The organism is Tenacibaculum insulae (assembly GCF_964512435.1).
GTDB lineage: Bacteria > Bacteroidota > Bacteroidia > Flavobacteriales > Flavobacteriaceae > Polaribacter > Polaribacter insulae_A.
On record NZ_OZ208512.1, the window covers coordinates 1,155,841 to 1,173,288 of the forward strand.

Consider the following 17,448-nt stretch of genomic DNA (forward strand, 5'->3'; position numbering starts at 1 on the left):
GTCACCGAAAACACTACGTTTTATAGTTTCTTTATGGTATTTATTTAATTGTTTTTGTTTCTGTTAAAGAAACATTATGGCGCTAAAGCAACAAATGCTTTAGCAAAATTTACCGCATGTAGGGGATTAGCAGTGGTGTTTTTCTTGTTTTTTAAAAGTCAGCATCGAAACTAATGTCTCCCGTACCACCTGATGATACTCCTGCTTTTTGATATTCTGAAACTCTTTTTTCAAAGAAATTTGTTTTTCCTTCTAATGAAATCATTTCCATAAAATCGAACGGATTAGTAGCATCGTACTCTTTATCGCATCCAAATTCTAATAATAATCTATCGGTTACATACTCTAAATACTGTGTCATTAATTTAGCATTCATACCAATTAAACTTACAGGCAAAGATTCTGTAATAAACTCTCTTTCAATATTTAAAGCATCTAAAATAATTTCACGAATACGACCTTTAGGTACTTTGTTTACCATGTGATGGTTGTGTAAGTGAACTGCAAAATCACAGTGCATCCCTTCATCGCGAGATATTAACTCATTAGAAAAAGTTAATCCTGGTAATAAACCTCTTTTCTTTAACCAAAAGATAGAACAAAACGAACCTGAAAAGAAAATACCTTCAACAGCTGCAAAAGCAATTAATCGTTCTGCAAAAGAGTCAGATTCTATCCATTTTAAAGCCCAATCTGCTTTTTTCTTAATGGCAGGAAAAACTTCAATAGCTTTAAATAAGTTATCTTTTTCTTCTTCGTTTTTTACGTAAGTATCTATTAATAAAGAATAGGTTTCTGAATGGATATTCTCCATCATGATTTGAAATCCGTAGAAAAATTTAGCTTCAGAATATTGAACTTCGTTTACAAAATTTTCTGCTAAATTTTCATTTACAATTCCATCAGAAGCTGCAAAAAAAGCTAAAATATGTTTGATAAAATAACGTTCATCGTCCGTTAATTTATTATTCCAATCATTTAAATCAGAATGCAAATCAATTTCTTCGGCAGTCCAAAAACAAGCTTGTTGCTTTTTATACCATTCCCATAAATCATTATGTTGGATTGGAAAAATTACAAATCTGTCTTTATTTTCTTGTAAAATTGGTTCAATAACTGCCATGTTTATTTTTTGCTAAATTTTATTCTTTTTTTTACCCTTATTGGAGAGAAACAAAGATTCAAAAAATTGCTAAAAACTGAAAGCTTTACTTATTCACAAATCCCTTGAAGTTTTCAACAAATTGAAAAAAACAAGCAAAACAACGTCATTTCAACAAAAGTATAAAACCCTTTAAAATAAGGATTTATAAAAATAAAATAAGCTTGCGTAGTGATAATCACTGAGTTTCTTATTTTAACTTTTTTGCATAAAAAAAGTGATGTTTTCACATCACTTTTTCAACGAATTTTAAAGGCTATTTTTCTACTTTTAAAACATCTTTTATAATTTGCTCTATTTGCTTTTTTGGTAATGCTCCGTTAGCCATTTGTGGTGCTTCATCAGCAGGACAAAATAACATTGATGGAATACTACGAATTCCGAAAGCTGCCGATAATTCTTGTTCTGCTTCGGTATCAATTTTATAAATATCAATCTTACCCGCGTACTCTTCACTTAATTGTTCTAAAACTGGAGCTAAAGCTTTACATGAGCCACACCAATCTGCATAAAAATCAATCAACGCTGGCTTATCTCCTTCAAATTTCCAGTCTTTATTTTCCTCAAAATTAAATACTTTTTTTAAAAAAGTTTCTTTCGTTAAATTTTCTGTCATTTTATTTATCTCATTATTTGGTGTAAATATAGTCGTTTTAATTGCTTAAAGTTTACAGTGCCTTTTTTGTTAAAAACATCTTAAAATCTACATTTATATTGTTTTTCTGCTAACTTTGAAAGAATTAACCAATTTTAATCATGAAAAAATTACTGCTTCCTATTCTTTGTGCAAGTACATTATTTATTGCTTGTAAAGAAGAAAATCAATCTAAAAAAGATATTTCTGTGAATTACCCCCAAACAACTAAAACTCCTGTTGTAGATGAATTTTTTGGCACAAAAGTAACCGATAATTATCGTTGGTTAGAAGACGATCGTAGCCCCGAAACCGAAGCTTGGGTAAAGGCCGAAAATGAAGTTACTTTTGATTATTTAAGTAAAATACCTTATCGTGAGCAACTTAAAAATCGATTATCTGAACTATGGAATTATGAAAAATTAGGAACTCCTTTTAAAGAAGGTGATTATACTTATTTTTATAAAAATGATGGTTTACAAAATCAATATGTTGTTTACAGACAAAAAGAAGGTGGCGAACCAGAAGTGTTTTTAGATCCTAATAATTTTTCTGAAGACGGAACCACCTCTTTAAGTACCTTAAGTTTTTCTGAAGATGGTAAAACTGCCGCTTATGCAATTTCTGAAGGAGGTAGCGATTGGCGTAAAATTATAGTAATTGATGCCGAATCTAAAAACATTAAAGAAGATACGTTAGTTGATGTAAAATTCTCTGGAATTTCTTGGTACAAAAACGAAGGTTTTTACTACTCTAGCTACGATAAACCTAAAGGAAGTGAGTTGTCTGCAAAAACAGATCAACACAAATTATATTATCATAAGTTAGGAACTTCACAAAAAAATGATCCTGTTATTTTTGGTGAAACTCCAGCAGAAAAACATCGTTATGTTGGCGGTTATTTAACTGAAGATAATAAGTATTTAATTATATCAGCTTCAGTTTCTACTTCAGGAAACAAATTATTTCTTAAAGATTTAGCAACTCCAAATAGTAAATTAGTTACTGTTTTAGATAATGTTAAAAGTGATACTTATGTGATAGACAGTAGAGGTAGTAAATTGTATTTAGCAACGAACTTAAATGCGCCAAATCAAAAAGTAGTAACTGTTGATGCTTCGAATCCAACCCCAGAAAACTGGAAAGATTTTATTGCCGAAACAGAAAACGTATTATCTCCATCTACCGGAGCCGGATACTTTTTTGCAAAATATATGGTAGATGCAGTTTCGAAAGTAATGCAATACGATTTTGATGGAAAATTAATTAGAGAAATTAAACTTCCAGGAGTAGGTTCTGCTGGTGGTTTTGGTGGAAAAACAAATGCTAGCGAATTGTATTTTTCATTTACAAATTACAGCACTCCAAATTCTTCTTATAAATTTAATCCGAAAGACGGAACCTATGCTTCTTATTGGAAACCTTCAATCGATTTTAATTCGGATGGATATGAGAGTAAACAAGTTTTTTATGCATCAAAAGACGGTACAAAAGTTCCGATGATTATCACCTATAAAAAAGGAGTAAAATTAAACGGAAAAAATCCAACTATTTTATATGGTTACGGTGGTTTTAATGTGAGTTTAACACCAAGTTTTAGTATTGCAAATGCTGTTTGGATGGAACAAGGTGGTGTTTATGCCGTTCCTAACTTACGTGGCGGTGGAGAATACGGTAAAAAATGGCACGATGCCGGCACACAATTAAAAAAACAAAATGTTTTTGACGATTTTATTGCTGCCGCAGAATATTTAATCAAAGAAAAATATACCTCATCAGATTTTCTTGCCGTTCGTGGAGGTTCTAACGGAGGTTTATTAGTAGGGGCAACTATGACACAAAGACCCGATTTAATGAAAGTAGCTTTACCTGCCGTAGGTGTTTTAGATATGTTACGTTACCATACCTTTACTGCTGGTGCAGGATGGGCCTACGATTACGGAACGGCAGAACAAAGCAAAGAAATGTTTGATTATTTAAAAGGATATTCGCCAGTACACAATGTAAAAAAAGGTGTTTCATATCCAGCAACTATGGTAACTACTGGAGATCATGATGATCGTGTGGTGCCAGCACATAGTTTTAAATTTGCTGCCGAATTACAAGACAAGCAAACAGGTAACAATCCTACTTTAATTAGAATTGAAACCAATGCAGGGCACGGAGCAGGAACACCTGTGGCAAAAACTATTGAACAATATTCAGATATCTTCGGATTTACACTTTATAACATGGGCTTTGAGCAATTACCAAATCCATCAGAAAGTAAAATCAAAAGTTAAAAACTGTAACGTTTTTACAAAAAATGTACTCATACAAAAATCAATCTAAATTAAACACAATGAAAATCATTAAAAAAGCCCTTTTTGTTTCAGCTATTACAGCCGGAATGATTGCTTGTAAAACTGACAAGCCTGCTGAAAAACCAGCGGGAATTGTTTTAGAAAACATGGATACATCTGTAAAACCTGCAGATGATTTTTTTAGACACGTAAATGGTGCCTGGTTAGACAAAACAGAAATTCCTGCCGATAGAACTTCTTGGGGTGGTTTTGGTGAATTACGTAAAAAAACGGATGCAGATGTATTAGAAATTTTAAACACCGCTATTCAAGAAAGAAATTTCCCGAAAGTAAAAGATGCTGAAGGAAACGAAATAGATTCTGATCAAGAAAAAGCAGTAAACTATTATGAAACCATAATGGATACTGTAGCTAGAAATAAACAAGGTATTGAGCCAATAAAACCATTTTTAGCAAAAATTGACGAAATAAAATCTAAAAAAGATGTTGAAACTTATATTACAAACATGGCTCCTTATGGTGGCGGTGGATTTTATGGTTTTGGTGTATATAACGATTTAAAAAATAGTAGTCAATATGCTGGTTATATGGGCGGTGGTAGTTTAGGATTATCTCGTGATTACTATGTAGATGCAAAAGTAGCTGACAAATTGGTAAAATACCAAGAGTTTGTTGCCAAATCTTTAATGGCTTTTGGTGATGATGAAGCAACTGCTAAAAAGAACGCTGCTACCATTGTTGCTTTCGAAAAAAGTTTAGCAGAACCAATGATGACTAAAGAAGAGCGTAGAGATACTCGTAAAATGTACAACCCAATGACGGTTGTAGAATTATCTGAATTAGTTCCTGTAATTGATTGGAATGCACATTTAAAAGGAATTGGAGTTAACGATATTGATAAAGTAATTGTTACCGATCTTGGTTACTTTAAAGCGTTAAACGGAATTTTAGAAGCTCGCTCTGTTGAAGATATTAAATTATTATTACGTTGGAATACCATTAACGGATCTTTAGGCGTTTTAACAACCGATTTAGAAAAAGCTAACTGGGATTTTTACAGCAAAGAAATGCGTGGAGCAAAACAACAACGTCCAAGAAACGAACGTGCTTTAGGTAACTTAAATGGTGCTGTTGGTGAAGCTTTAGGTAAGCTGTATGTTGAAAAAATGTTTCCACCAGAAGCAAAAGCAAAGGCAAAAGAAATGATTGACAATGTAATGTTAGGTTTCGAAAAGCGTATTGCACAATTGCCTTGGATGAGTGCTGAAACGAAAGAAAAAGCATTAGAAAAATTACACAAATTAACGGTTAAAATTGCTTATCCTGATGTTTGGAAAGATTACTCTGAATTACAAGTAAAAGGGTTAAATAATGGTGGTTCTTATTTTGAAAACGCTAAAAACGTTACGAAGTGGAACTATAACAAAAACATGGAAAAATTAGGAAAAGCAGTAGACAGAACAGAATGGGGAATGTCTCCTCAAACTGTAAATGCTTACTTTAATCCAGTAAACAACGAAATCGTTTTTCCAGCGGCAATTTTACAACCTCCTTTTTACGATTATAAAGCTGACGAAGCTGTAAATTATGGTGGTATCGGAGCTGTGATTGGTCACGAAATTTCTCATAGTTTTGATGATTCTGGTGCGCGTTTCGACGGTGACGGAAACCTTAAAAACTGGTGGACTGAACAAGATTCAGAAAAATTTGCTGTAATTGGTAAACAATTAGTAAAACAATACAGCGATATTATTGCTATTGATAGCATGCACTTAAATGGTGAATTTACTTTAGGTGAAAACATTGGTGATTTAGGTGGTGTACAAGCTGCTTACGAAGGTTTACAAATTTTCTTAGAAAAGAACGGAAAGCCTGCAGATATTGATGGTTATACAGCAAACCAACGTTTTTTCCTTTCTTGGGGAACAATTTGGAGAACTAAAATGCGTGATGAAGCATTAAAAAACTTAATCATGACAAACACACACGCTCCTGGAATGTACCGTGCATATATGCCACTTAAAAACGTAGATGCTTTCTATGAAGCGTTTAGCGTAAAAGAAGGTGATAAAATGTACTTAAAACCAGAAGACAGAGTTAGAATTTGGTAAACACACAGTGTTTTTTGTAATAATTCTCTTTGCGGAGAATTTGTACAAACCATATCATAGAAAACCGATGCAGCAATGTATCGGTTTTTTTTATTCCTATCACCTCGAGTGATTTTTAAGGAACCAAAAAATTGTATTTAGAAGCTGGGCGTTACCGTAAACGGTCGCGCTTTCACTACTCGCTTTTTTTTCGTGCCTCAAAAAAGAGCTCAAACAAACCGTTCAATCGCTAACGCAAAAAACAATAGAAACTCTATTTTTGCAAGTATGTTACATGTAAACAACATTTCATACAGCTATACAAACAAAAGTAAAACCTTGCAAAACATTAATTTTTCCTTAAAAAAAGGAGAACACTTATGTATTATGGGCGAAAGTGGCTGCGGTAAATCAACCTTATTAAAAATAATTTATGGCTTATTAGATGTTGATAATGGTAGTTTATTTTGGGAGGATTTTAAAATTTTAGGCCCCAAACATCATTTAGTTCCTGGGGTAGAGTTTTTTAAATACGTAGCTCAAGATTTCGACTTAATGCCATTTACATCTGTAAGTGAAAATATTAAAAAATTCTTATCTCGTTTTTATCCAGAAGAAGCAGAAAAAAGAACTCAAGAACTTCTTAATGTGATTCAAATGACTGACTTTGCCAACATCAAAGTAAAAAATTTAAGTGGCGGTCAACAACAACGTGTTGCCATTGCAAGAGCTTTAGCTAAAGAACCCGAATTATTATTACTAGATGAACCTTTTAGCCAGATAGATAATTTTAAAAAAAATGCATTGCGCAGAAATTTATTTAACTATTTAAAAGAAAAAAATATAGCTTGTATTGTAGCCACTCACGATGGTAATGATGCGCTTTCTTTTGCTGATAAAATGATTGTTATTAAAGATCATCAAATAATTGCTAATGACACTCCAAAAAACCTGTATCAAAATCCGAAGTTAACCTATATCGCGTCTTTATTTGATGATGTAAACGACCTCGTAATAGCCAGTAAACGTGTTTTATTATATCCACATCAAATTAAAATTGTTGAAAAATCAGCTATAAAAGCTACCGTTTTAAAAGCTTATTTTAAAGGACATTATTGGCTTATTGAAGTAAATTATAATAATCAATCGCTCTTTTTAAATCATCCATCAACCATAGAACTAAAAAAAACAGTTTCACTAAAATTTAGCAAAACTGTTTAAACCAATAATAACTATCTCTTAATTATTACTTAACTATTAAAAAAATACACTTTTACCAATACAGGCAAAAGTGCATTCTGTAATTTCCTTTTCTATGAAGGGTATAGCAACCTTTCCTTGCATTAAAAACAAGTAGCTTGTATTTTACCCTACTTAAAACATTAAAAAATACTTTTTATTATTTGTTTACTATTGTTAAACGTAAAAGTGTCTCCTACATTTTTACCTAATAACATGCTCCCTATTGGCGAAGAAACAGACACTGCATAATATGTTTGATTATTAACCATTAATTTACCTGAACTAACACTTAAAAAAAAACATGCTTGCGTAGTTTTAATTACGCTACCCAAATGTGCCATATTAGAAACGCTCGTTAAATTAATTTTAGACAAGGTTTCTTTCATTTTTACAATTCCGTGAAGTTGCTGGCCAGCTTTTTCCATTTCTAATTGTAACATTGCTCTACCTGTTTCATGCTTGTCACCAGCCGAACTTTTGGTTTCTGACTGCAATGCTTTTTGGTTTGAAGAAATTATTTCTTCAATCGTTTGTAAACGTTTATTTACATCCGTTTTACAAAGCTGATATAGTTCTTCTTTTATATTCATAACAAATCTGCTAATTCTTTACCTACCAAAGAGCCAATGGCAACTCCCATTCCGCCTAAACGAACTCCGCAAAACACGTTATTTGATAGTTGTTTTACAATTGCTTTTTTCTGATTTCCAACTCCCATAATACCGCTCCAACAATAATCAATTTCAAAAGTTGTGTTTGGTAAAATTGTAGTTTTTAAAATTTCTTTTAATTGATGCTGAATAATTTCTGTTTCACCAAATTCAGTAGTTTCTTCGGTTTTAAAATCGAGATTTCTTCCGCCGCCAAACAAAATTCTGTCATCAATATTTCTAAAATAATAATAGCCTTTATCTAAATGAAATGTACCTTTTATATGTAAATTTTTAATTGGCTTAGTAATCAATACCTGTGCTCTTGCAGGTTTAACATCTTCATTTAATAATTGTTTTGCAAAACCATTGGTAGCAATAAGTATTTTGTTAGTGTAAAAATCTAACCGGTTGGTTTTTACATGAATTTTATCGTGAATTTCTTCAAATTTATCAACCTGAATATTATTAACAATTTGGATTCCTAATGATTGTACTTTTTGTAACAACTGTAACATCATTTTACCAGTATCTATCTGTCCTTCAAACTGATTTGTAATATAATTTTTATGAATATTTTTAAAGTTAAAAACGTTAGCATCAACCGAAAAAACATCCGAAGAAAAAAGAGGTTTTAATAATTGATTAATCTTCTTTTTTTCAGCCAAACATTCTTGGTAAAAATCAGCATCATTAAATAATTCGTATCCTTTATTTTGTTGAAAATCGATGTTTTTATCACCTAAATTCTTACGAAGTAATTGTAATCCGTTCCAACGTTTTTCTACCAAATTATAAACTTCTTGTTCGGTATGTGATTTTAAATCATCTATCAATTCCGATAAACTACCAAAACATGCAAAACCAGCATTTTTGGTACTTGCGCCTTGTGGTAACATTCCTTTTTCTAAAATTAATATTTTAGCTTTCGGATGTTTGTTTTTTAATGCCAAAGCACAATTTAAACCCACAATTCCGCTACCTACAATGGTAAAATCTATATTAGTAAACCATTCTTTTAACTCCCAATAACTGTAATTCAACATCTTAAAATATAAATATATTTGTACCTTGGCACACTACTTGAATACCTAAATTTAAACAATAAAAAGTAATATTATGAAATTATTCGGAATCTTAATTTTAGCGTTAGGTATAACACAGTGTGCAAGCACAAAATTAAATACAAATCCTCCTTTTACTATAAAAAAAGCATCGTACAAACATATTACTGGTGGTTTACCAGGTAACAGTACCTTAAATTTAATGATTGAATTTACAGCGACAAAAACTGTAGATTTTGAACAAGTTTATTTTAAAAATAGAGTTATTACTCCTGTTATTGAACAAAAACAAGGTAAAAATTATATAGCTGCACGTTATAAAACCTCAACCGGAAGAGATAGAAAAGATTTAAGCTTAAACGCAGATCCAAAAAAAGAGTTTGGCAATACCACCAAAAGTAATGTAAAAATTCCTTTTGAATTAAAAGAAAATGAAGCACTAATTACTTATAAAGTAAACGGTAAAACACAATATTACAAAATTGAAAATATTAAAAAAGAAAAACGAGTTTTTATGCCCTCTGTAAAACCTCGTAACTAATAAAAGCCGCCTCTAATGAGGTGTTTTTTGTTTTTGGCACACAATTTGACAATAACTTAGTATAAATAAAAAGTAAACGCTTATGAAATCTATAAAACTACTATTAGTATGCATTATAGCAAGTATAACATTAATATCTTGTGATGATAAAGATGATTTTTCATTAAATCAATATATATCTAGTTACGATTTATGGTATATAGATTACCACAGAACTACCGGTACTGCTGATGTTCCTTTTTTATCAAAAGCATTTACTGTATCTTTTTTAAACGGAACCATGTACGCAAACAACAATATTGTTGATATTGGTAAAACAGGAAATGGTTTAGGGGTAGCCGTGGGTTATTACGACACTTTTAAAACGGTTTTAGAAACCGATCATGATATTGATGGTTTTTATGATTTTGAGGTGGTGCAAATAGCTGAAGATGAAATTAGAATTGATGATTTATCGCAAAACGTAAGCTATTATTTAATTGGATATCAAAGAAGTAATTTTGATTACGATAAACTTTTTTACGAAAACATTGAGTACTTTTTACAAGAATATGTTGCTTGGGAAAGAACAGATGCCACTGGTGGTACACCAAATGTTTTTGATGATGAACATTTTTTACAATTTACACCCGAAAATGATGTAACATTTTATTCATCGCACGATGCTTTTGGTACAAATATTGATTATATAAATTGGGATTATGTAGGCGGATATGAAGTTGCCAATATTAGAGGATATGATGATTTAAAATATTTAACACTTAATTATGATGGTGGCGATACTGAAAGGTTTGAATTAAGCGTTATAAATGATGAAAAGGTACAACTGTATCACCTAAGTTCTAATACAACGTATACTTTTTCTGGTAGAGGATTTATACAATATTTAAAAAACGAAAACAAAACTACCGCAAAACCTACTGTAAGGAATAGTGGAAGAAAACGTACTAAAGTACAACGTAAAACCGTTGACAGAAAATATTTAAAATAAGTTTGGTTAGTTGATTTTTGGTTGGGGTAGTAGCCAACTAAAAAGAACCGCTCTAGCAATAGAGCGGTTTTTATTTTTTATAATATTCACTTTACATAAAATATTTTACCTTTATAAAAAACATAAAACATGCAACAAACCGCTTTAATTACTGGCGCAACTTCGGGTATTGGTAAAGCAACTGCTATATTATTTGCTAAAAATAATATCAACCTTATTATCTGCGGAAGACGTGCAGAAAAATTACAAGAACTTCAACAACAACTATCCGCCTTAACAAAAGTACATACCTTACAATTTGATGTTCGTTATAAAAACGAAGTACAACAAGCCATTGGTAATTTACCTGATGAATTTAAGCAGATTGATATTTTGATTAACAATGCTGGTAATGCCCACGGATTAAGTAGTATTCAAGACGGAAGTATTGATGATTGGGATGCTATGATTGATGGAAATGTAAAAGGATTATTATATGTTTCAAAAGCCATCATACCACAAATGGTTGATAGAAACAACGGATTTATATTAAACATCGGATCTATTGCTGGTAAAGACGTGTATCCAAACGGAAATGTATATTGTGCCTCTAAATTTGCTGTAAACGCTTTAAATAAAGGAATGCGTATTGATTTAAACAAACATAATATTAGAGTTTCTGCAATTCATCCAGGATTGGTAGAAACCGAGTTTTCAGATGTTCGTTTTAAAGGAGATACCGAGAGAGCAAAAACCGTGTATCAAGGTTACAAAGCCTTACAACCCGAAGATATTGCTGATATTATTTACTTTGTGGTTAGCAGACCTTACCACGTAAATATTGAAGATTTAGTGGTGTATCCTACCGCACAAGCTACCGCAAATATTATCAACAAAAACTTTTAAATTTTGGTTAACAAACGGCTTTTAATTAAAAACTTACTTTCTCATAACGATGAAAATAGTTTTTATGATAAAAAACAAAAACTATCCTTAAACTCTAAAGAAGGAAAAGCTAAGTTTATAAAACACGTTTGTGCCTTATCTAACTCAAATCCTACGAATAATTCGTACATTATTATTGGGGTTGAGGACGCAGAAAATAAAATTTTAGGAGTTGATTTTTATGATGATAGTAAAATTCAAAACCTCGTAAATGCGTATTTAAAAAATCCGCCAAAAATTGAATATGAAAACGTTCCTTTTCCACGCCTACCAAGACATAAAGTTATCGGATTGGTTACAATTTATCCTAAAAATAAAGTTACTTCACTTTTAAAAAATATATGGAAATATAAAAACGGAACTGTTTTTTTTCGAAGAGGAAGTAATTCTATGCCTTCAGAAAATAATTTTATTTTAAATAATGTAAATACTGATATTGTTAAAGCTATTGAAAAAAATGCCCAAAACAATATAAAACTAACACTCGATGGTGTTTTTGATTTTATCAACAATCATAAACCAGAATATCATCCGCAATACAAAGTATTTAACGAACAATTTGTGCTTTGTTGGGCAGGAAAAAAGAAATTAATTAACGATGAAATATTTTATACTCGAGTAGATATTGAATTGATAAACGAACAAGTACGTTTGTTTTTTTCTGCCTTAGATGATGTGCAAATTAACTACAACGAACAGTCGTTTATAATTACTGAATACATCGTTTTAGGAATTGATAAAACTCAAAAACATTATCCGTTAGAAAAAACAATTATTAATTTTAAAGACAACGGAAAACATGATATTGTTACCGAATTTTTATTTGAAGCACCCATGTATAATGCTGTCGCTTTAAATCATATTTACGATAATAACAATGCTATTGTTACCAAAATAACAAGTAAAATACCACTTTCGGTAACCGAACATGAAGATGTTTATAAACTACCTACTTCCTACTTAATTTGTTATTTAAACGGATTTTTAGAGGCACCTGAACAACTAAAAAAAGCAAAAAACTACATTAAAAATTTAGATGATAAATCTACCTATATTAAATACAAAGAAGCAATGCGCGTTTTGCGTAAAGTGAAATATAATTAAAACCTCGTACGAATGGTTTTTAAACTAGCTTCAATGGTTTTTGTTGAAGCTCCTGAAACTCCATACAATACAGCATATCGTTTCCATTGATTAGTAACTTCTTTTATTTCATCTATAATTATCTTTGCTTTTTTTATTGATAATGCACTTGCCAACTCTAATAATTCTTTCTTTCCTGGATCTACATAATTTTTAGCACAAGATGTACTGTGATACCCTTGTGAAGAAGATGAAAAAGTTAAATCGTAAGCTGGCGCTAGTGACCATTCTCCTTCAGCATTCATTAAAAAAGCAAAATTTTTAGAATGATCGTCTCGATTATGTACTAAAATATTAAAAACAGCCCTACGGAACATTTGTTCAGCAGCTTGTGCGTTATTTGTTAACTTCTTTGCTTGGTAAATTAAATTCCCATAATCTATGGTACTATGCTCGTAATCATCATTTAGAAGTCCTGCAGCTGATAACATATGAAGTTTATCATTTCCTATACGGTCAAATCGTTTGGTTCCAAAATAACTATTTCCAGAATTACTAGTAAACACTCTGCATTCAGACATTTCAATTCCTGAATCTAAGGCCATTTTATAATAAGCAAACTCTATATTGGCGATATCTTTCGAATCTACATCCGCAGCAAATTTAATAATCCAATGCTCATATTCTTCCGGAAGATTAGCCACACCACTAATGAGTGAATCTGTCTTCGGATTATATCCTGCATAAATTTTTGGTCGTGCTCCACCTGGGCTACCTCCTCTTCCAAACATATCATCAATTACAGTACTACTCTCTCCACTAAGTACCTCAGAAATATTATTGTTTAGTGTATCTAGATTAATTTTTATAGCCTCTTGCTCTAACACTACACTTGGTCTGTACTGTAGTGCACCCATACTATTATTCCCTGCAAATGTTAAATGATCTAACGCATTAAGAGATTCAATAGCAATTCGATCTGTACTAAGGCGTTTCTTTATTAACAAATATCCCCAAGCATCTGGTAAAGAATCAGCAAACACACCAAAAAGACCATTAAATGGTTTTTTTTGGGTTGTTTGAGGAGTATCATTAAACATTAATTGATTAGGAGACAGATTTTTTCCTACTTCTAAATAAGCATCACTATATTTAAATAATATATCTCTACCATCTAAAACAAGCTCACCAATAAGTTCTTCTTCTTTAGAAAACTGTATGTATACATTAAGTTTAGTTGTTGCCATAGTTAATAATTAAATAACTCTTTTTTCCGTTTCATATCACTTGGCAGTAATATTGATTCAAAATCTGTTAAACGTTTAAGTGTTTCGCAAATTTTTAAAAGTGATTCTAGAGAAATGACACCTGTTGATTCAAATTTTCGAACACTAGCGTAAGATACTCCTGATCTTTCTGATAATTCCTTCTGAGACATTTTTTCTTGTTTCCTTAAAACTCTGGCTCTTTTTGATAAAAGAATCATTATTTCTTTAGGCGATTTTTCATCTCCATATCCCCACATATCGTACTCTTAGTTTAGAATACTAATATAACAACTATATTTTAAAAACTGCTACTATAATAGCTTTTTTTAATGACATACAGTAAATATCGCTACTATAATAGCAATTAATTTAATTTTTTATGTAAAAAACAACACCTTTTGAGTGTTGTTTTTTTATAACCATTTGTGCAAAATAATTTCGTTTTATTACTCTTTACTCATTTCAAAAATTAGTTCTCCTCCGTTTATAATATCAGTATGAGAAAGTACATTATCTGTTATTTTCTTACCGTTTATTGTTATACTTTTTACAAATACGTTTTCTTTACTTTGATTTTGAGCCGTAATTTTTAAGGTCTTTCCATTTTCTAAATAAATAGTAGCTTCTTTAATATTCGGACTTCCAATTGCATAATTTGACGACCCTGGCGTTACAGGATAAAAACCTAAACTACTAAATATATACCAAGCACTCATTTGACCTGCATCGTCATTACCACACAAACCATCAACAGTATCTCCGTACATGGTATCCATAATCATACGAACTCTTTGCTGTGTTTTTTTAGGATGTCCGGTCCAATTATATAAATACGGAATGTGATGTCCTGGCTCGTTACCATGCACATAGTTTCCTATAATTCCGTCGCGAGTAATATCTTCATGATTTGAAATATATTTATCAGCTATTTCAGTAGTAAATAATTCGTCTAGTTGCTTACTAAATTTTTCTTTACCTCCCATCATTTCAATCATTTTATCAATGTTTTGCGGAACATACAATCCGTAATTCCATGCATTTCCTTCAATAAAACCTTGTCCGTGCGTATCCATTGGATCAAAGTTTTTTCTAAAAGTACCATCTGATAACTTAGGTCGCATAAATCCGATTGTTGGATCGTACACATTTTTATAATAGGTTGATCTTGTTAAATACTCTTTTTCTACCTCAGCATTTCCTACTTTTTTGGCAATTTGAGCAATACACCAATCGTTGTAAGCATATTCTAGTGTTTTTGATACTGATGAGTGGCTTTTGTCTTCTGGAACATATTTATAATCAATATAATCTCCAATACCATCAAAATAACGAACAGTGGCTGTGTTTGTTGATGCTTTAAGTGCGTGATTCACATCAAAATCTCCTACATTTTTTGCTAATGCATCTGCAATAACTGAAGTTGCATGATACCCAATCATACACCAGTTTTCGTTGGCATAATGACTCCAAATTGGTAACATATTATGCACACTTTGATCGTGATGTGCTAACATCGATTTTATCATGTCGTTGTTTCGCTTTGGTTGTGTTATATTGTATAATGGATGTAATGCGCGGTATGTATCCCAAAGAGAAAATATCGTATAATTAGTAAAACCATCAGAAGTATGTATGTTTTGGTCTAACCCTCTGTATTTTCCATCAACATCTTCGTATAAAATAGGTGATAAATTAGTGTGATATAAAGCGGTATAAAAAGTAGTTTTATCTTTTTCAGAAATTGTTTCTACATCAATTTTACCCAATTCATTATTCCATTTATCTTTTGTTTCTTGTACTGTTTTATTAAAATTCCAATGCGGAATTTCTTGTTTTAAATTGTTTAAAGCTCCATTTGTACTTACTGGTGATAAGGCAAATTTTACATTTATTTTTTCACCTTCTTCTGTATCAAAATTAAAATAAGCTCTTATATCTTTTCCTGCCATTTCAGGAAAGTTTTCGTTTTGTTTAAAACGTCTGTAAAATCCATCATACGTTTCTTTATTGTATTTTTTATGACCATAACTTTTAAATGGTTTAGAAAATTCCATCGCAAAAAACACTTTTTTTGTTCTTGCCCACCCTTTTGTTTGTCTGTAACCTGTTATTAAACTATCATTTTCTACACGAATAAATGTCCATACATTTTTATTATCATGATGATAGATATTGTACACTAAATCTAAAATAATATGAGAATCGTTAGATTTAGGAAATGTATATTGATGAAAACCAACACGCTCGCTAGCTGTTAATTCAGCTTTTATATTGTAACTATCTAAATTAACTTTATAATAACCTGGAGATGCTTTTTCAGTATCATGTGAAAACCTTGAATAAAATCCTTTTGTACCTTCTTTTGTTTTTAACGGATCTAATGTTAATTTTCCTGTAGTTGGCATTACCAAAAAATCACCTAAATCGGCATGTCCTGTTCCGCTAAAATTAGTATGGGCAAAACCTATAATTGTTGAATCTTTATGTTGATAACCCGCACAGTATTCATATGTTTTACTATTGTAGCTACCGTTTTTATTAAACATAACTTCAAAATTAGTTTGCGGACTTAACTGTACCATTCCAAAAGGAGCAGTTGCTCCAGGAAAAACATGTCCCATTTTACTAGTTCCAATTAAAGGATTTACATGTTTTGTAAAATCTTTTTTTTGCCTTTGATGTGTTACTTTTTCTTTTTGCCCTTGTTTACAACTAAACATCAATAAACACAAATTAACAACTAATAAAAATGATATTATTTTTTTCATAATATTCAATAAAAATATATTTATACTGCTAAAAAAATAAAAAAAACTTAAAATAACAGCTTAAAAATATTATAAGTTTAAAAAAATAAAAAAAATAACATTTTTTGTATAAATGTTTAATTTTAAACTATAAGTAATTAAAAACAAAACAACCTGTTAAAAATCAGTGATTTAAGATAAAATTAAGAAATAATGCTAAATATATGTTAAGTCTATAATTTTACTGAAACATTTTTTTTAAACAAGCGTCTCTTAGGTATAACTTAATCTTTGAAAAACTTAACATTATGAAAAAATTTGTATTTACTGCCTTAGCAATCGCTTTATCTTTTGGAACTATAACTGCATCTGAATTAAACGAAAAAACACCTTTAACCACTATAAAATATACTGTTAAAGTAAGTGCTTTTTGTAAATTAATTAAAGAAGGAAACTACGATGCTGTAAAAGGATTAATTGAAAACGGAACAAATATTAATAGAAAGTCTACAGGGTTAACTCCGCTAATGTTTGCTGCAAGATATAATAGAGCAAATATTGCTAAACTTTTAATTAGCAAAGGAGCTAAACTAAAAACAAAATCAGAAAAAGGATATACAGCATTACAATATGCAAAAATGTCTAAAGCTGATGCTTCTTATAAAATTATTGCTGATGCTTTAAAAAAATAAGTCCTCCTAATTTTATATAAAAAAAGGGATATCAATAGTATTGATATCCCTTTTTAT

General features: G+C 30.8%; 15 protein-coding genes. 8 read left to right on the top strand and 7 right to left on the bottom strand.

The window, feature by feature from the left end:
- Nucleotides 1-151 precede the first annotated feature (151 nt).
- Together ACN5J5_RS05365 and trxA are read right to left on the bottom strand one after the other, a co-directional pair.
- On the bottom strand, nucleotides 152-1,123 hold the full coding sequence (locus ACN5J5_RS05365; RefSeq protein WP_418646279.1) for a ribonucleotide-diphosphate reductase subunit beta: 972 nt from the start codon (nucleotides 1,121-1,123) through the stop codon (nucleotides 152-154).
- A 295-nt stretch (nucleotides 1,124-1,418) separates the two neighbouring features.
- The gene (trxA, locus tag ACN5J5_RS05370) at nucleotides 1,419-1,820 is read right to left on the bottom strand and encodes a thioredoxin (protein ID WP_418646530.1); all 402 of its coding nucleotides are present in this window, start codon (nucleotides 1,818-1,820) and stop codon (nucleotides 1,419-1,421) included.
- Nucleotides 1,821-1,918: 98 nt separating this feature from the next.
- On the opposite strand from trxA, the gene ACN5J5_RS05375 reads away from it, so the two are divergent.
- The 3 genes from ACN5J5_RS05375 to ACN5J5_RS05385 all read left to right on the top strand — a co-directional run bounded on the left by ACN5J5_RS05375 (nucleotide 1,919) and on the right by ACN5J5_RS05385 (nucleotide 7,410).
- Entirely contained in the window at nucleotides 1,919-4,078 is a 2,160-nt protein-coding gene (locus ACN5J5_RS05375) for a prolyl oligopeptidase family serine peptidase (RefSeq protein WP_418646280.1), read from the top strand.
- Nucleotides 4,079-4,137: 59 nt separating this feature from the next.
- Entirely contained in the window at nucleotides 4,138-6,210 is a 2,073-nt protein-coding gene (locus ACN5J5_RS05380) for a M13 family metallopeptidase (protein WP_418646281.1), read from the top strand.
- Nucleotides 6,211-6,477: 267 nt separating this feature from the next.
- The gene (locus ACN5J5_RS05385) at nucleotides 6,478-7,410 is read left to right on the top strand and encodes an ABC transporter ATP-binding protein (RefSeq protein WP_418646531.1); all 933 of its coding nucleotides are present in this window, start codon (nucleotides 6,478-6,480) and stop codon (nucleotides 7,408-7,410) included.
- 161 nt (nucleotides 7,411-7,571) lie between these two features.
- On the opposite strand, the gene ACN5J5_RS05390 is transcribed toward ACN5J5_RS05385, so the two are convergent.
- A complete protein-coding gene (locus ACN5J5_RS05390; RefSeq protein ID WP_418646282.1) occupies nucleotides 7,572-8,021 on the bottom strand; it encodes a 3-oxoacyl-ACP synthase in 450 nt (149 codons plus the stop codon).
- On the bottom strand, nucleotides 8,018-9,124 hold the full coding sequence (locus ACN5J5_RS05395; RefSeq protein ID WP_418646532.1) for an NAD(P)/FAD-dependent oxidoreductase: 1,107 nt from the start codon (nucleotides 9,122-9,124) through the stop codon (nucleotides 8,018-8,020). The genes ACN5J5_RS05390 and ACN5J5_RS05395 overlap by 4 nt, the downstream gene beginning before the upstream one ends.
- Nucleotides 9,125-9,200: 76 nt before the next feature.
- Here ACN5J5_RS05395 and ACN5J5_RS05400 point away from each other — a divergent pair, with 76 nt between their 5' ends.
- From ACN5J5_RS05400 to ACN5J5_RS05415, 4 genes are all read left to right on the top strand, one after another.
- On the top strand, nucleotides 9,201-9,686 hold the full coding sequence (locus ACN5J5_RS05400) for a hypothetical protein (RefSeq protein WP_418646283.1): 486 nt from the start codon (nucleotides 9,201-9,203) through the stop codon (nucleotides 9,684-9,686).
- 82 nt (nucleotides 9,687-9,768) lie between these two features.
- The gene (locus ACN5J5_RS05405; RefSeq protein WP_418646284.1) at nucleotides 9,769-10,677 is read left to right on the top strand and encodes a hypothetical protein; all 909 of its coding nucleotides are present in this window, start codon (nucleotides 9,769-9,771) and stop codon (nucleotides 10,675-10,677) included.
- A gap of 129 nt (nucleotides 10,678-10,806) precedes the next feature.
- Nucleotides 10,807-11,562 carry an SDR family NAD(P)-dependent oxidoreductase gene (locus tag ACN5J5_RS05410; RefSeq protein ID WP_418646285.1) on the top strand — a complete coding sequence of 252 codons (756 nt, stop codon included), beginning with the start codon at nucleotides 10,807-10,809 and terminating at the stop codon, nucleotides 11,560-11,562.
- A gap of 3 nt (nucleotides 11,563-11,565) precedes the next feature.
- On the top strand, nucleotides 11,566-12,705 hold the full coding sequence (locus ACN5J5_RS05415) for an ATP-binding protein (RefSeq protein ID WP_418646286.1): 1,140 nt from the start codon (nucleotides 11,566-11,568) through the stop codon (nucleotides 12,703-12,705).
- Here the strand turns inward: ACN5J5_RS05415 and ACN5J5_RS05420 are convergent.
- The 3 genes from ACN5J5_RS05420 to ACN5J5_RS05430 all read right to left on the bottom strand — a co-directional run bounded on the left by ACN5J5_RS05420 (nucleotide 12,702) and on the right by ACN5J5_RS05430 (nucleotide 16,720).
- Nucleotides 12,702-13,931: a type II toxin-antitoxin system HipA family toxin gene (locus ACN5J5_RS05420; protein WP_418646287.1), complete on the bottom strand. Its 1,230-nt coding sequence runs from the start codon at nucleotides 13,929-13,931 to the stop codon at nucleotides 12,702-12,704. The two genes, ACN5J5_RS05415 and ACN5J5_RS05420, sit on opposite strands and share 4 nt — an antisense overlap.
- Nucleotides 13,932-13,933: 2 nt before the next feature.
- Nucleotides 13,934-14,209 carry a helix-turn-helix domain-containing protein gene (locus tag ACN5J5_RS05425; RefSeq protein WP_260587315.1) on the bottom strand — a complete coding sequence of 92 codons (276 nt, stop codon included), beginning with the start codon at nucleotides 14,207-14,209 and terminating at the stop codon, nucleotides 13,934-13,936.
- Nucleotides 14,210-14,398: 189 nt separating this feature from the next.
- Entirely contained in the window at nucleotides 14,399-16,720 is a 2,322-nt protein-coding gene (locus tag ACN5J5_RS05430) for a GH92 family glycosyl hydrolase (protein WP_418646288.1), read from the bottom strand.
- 287 nt (nucleotides 16,721-17,007) lie between these two features.
- Between ACN5J5_RS05430 and ACN5J5_RS05435 the strand changes: the two genes are divergently transcribed.
- A complete protein-coding gene (locus tag ACN5J5_RS05435) occupies nucleotides 17,008-17,391 on the top strand; it encodes an ankyrin repeat domain-containing protein (RefSeq protein ID WP_418646289.1) in 384 nt (127 codons plus the stop codon).
- Nucleotides 17,392-17,448 lie beyond the last annotated feature (57 nt).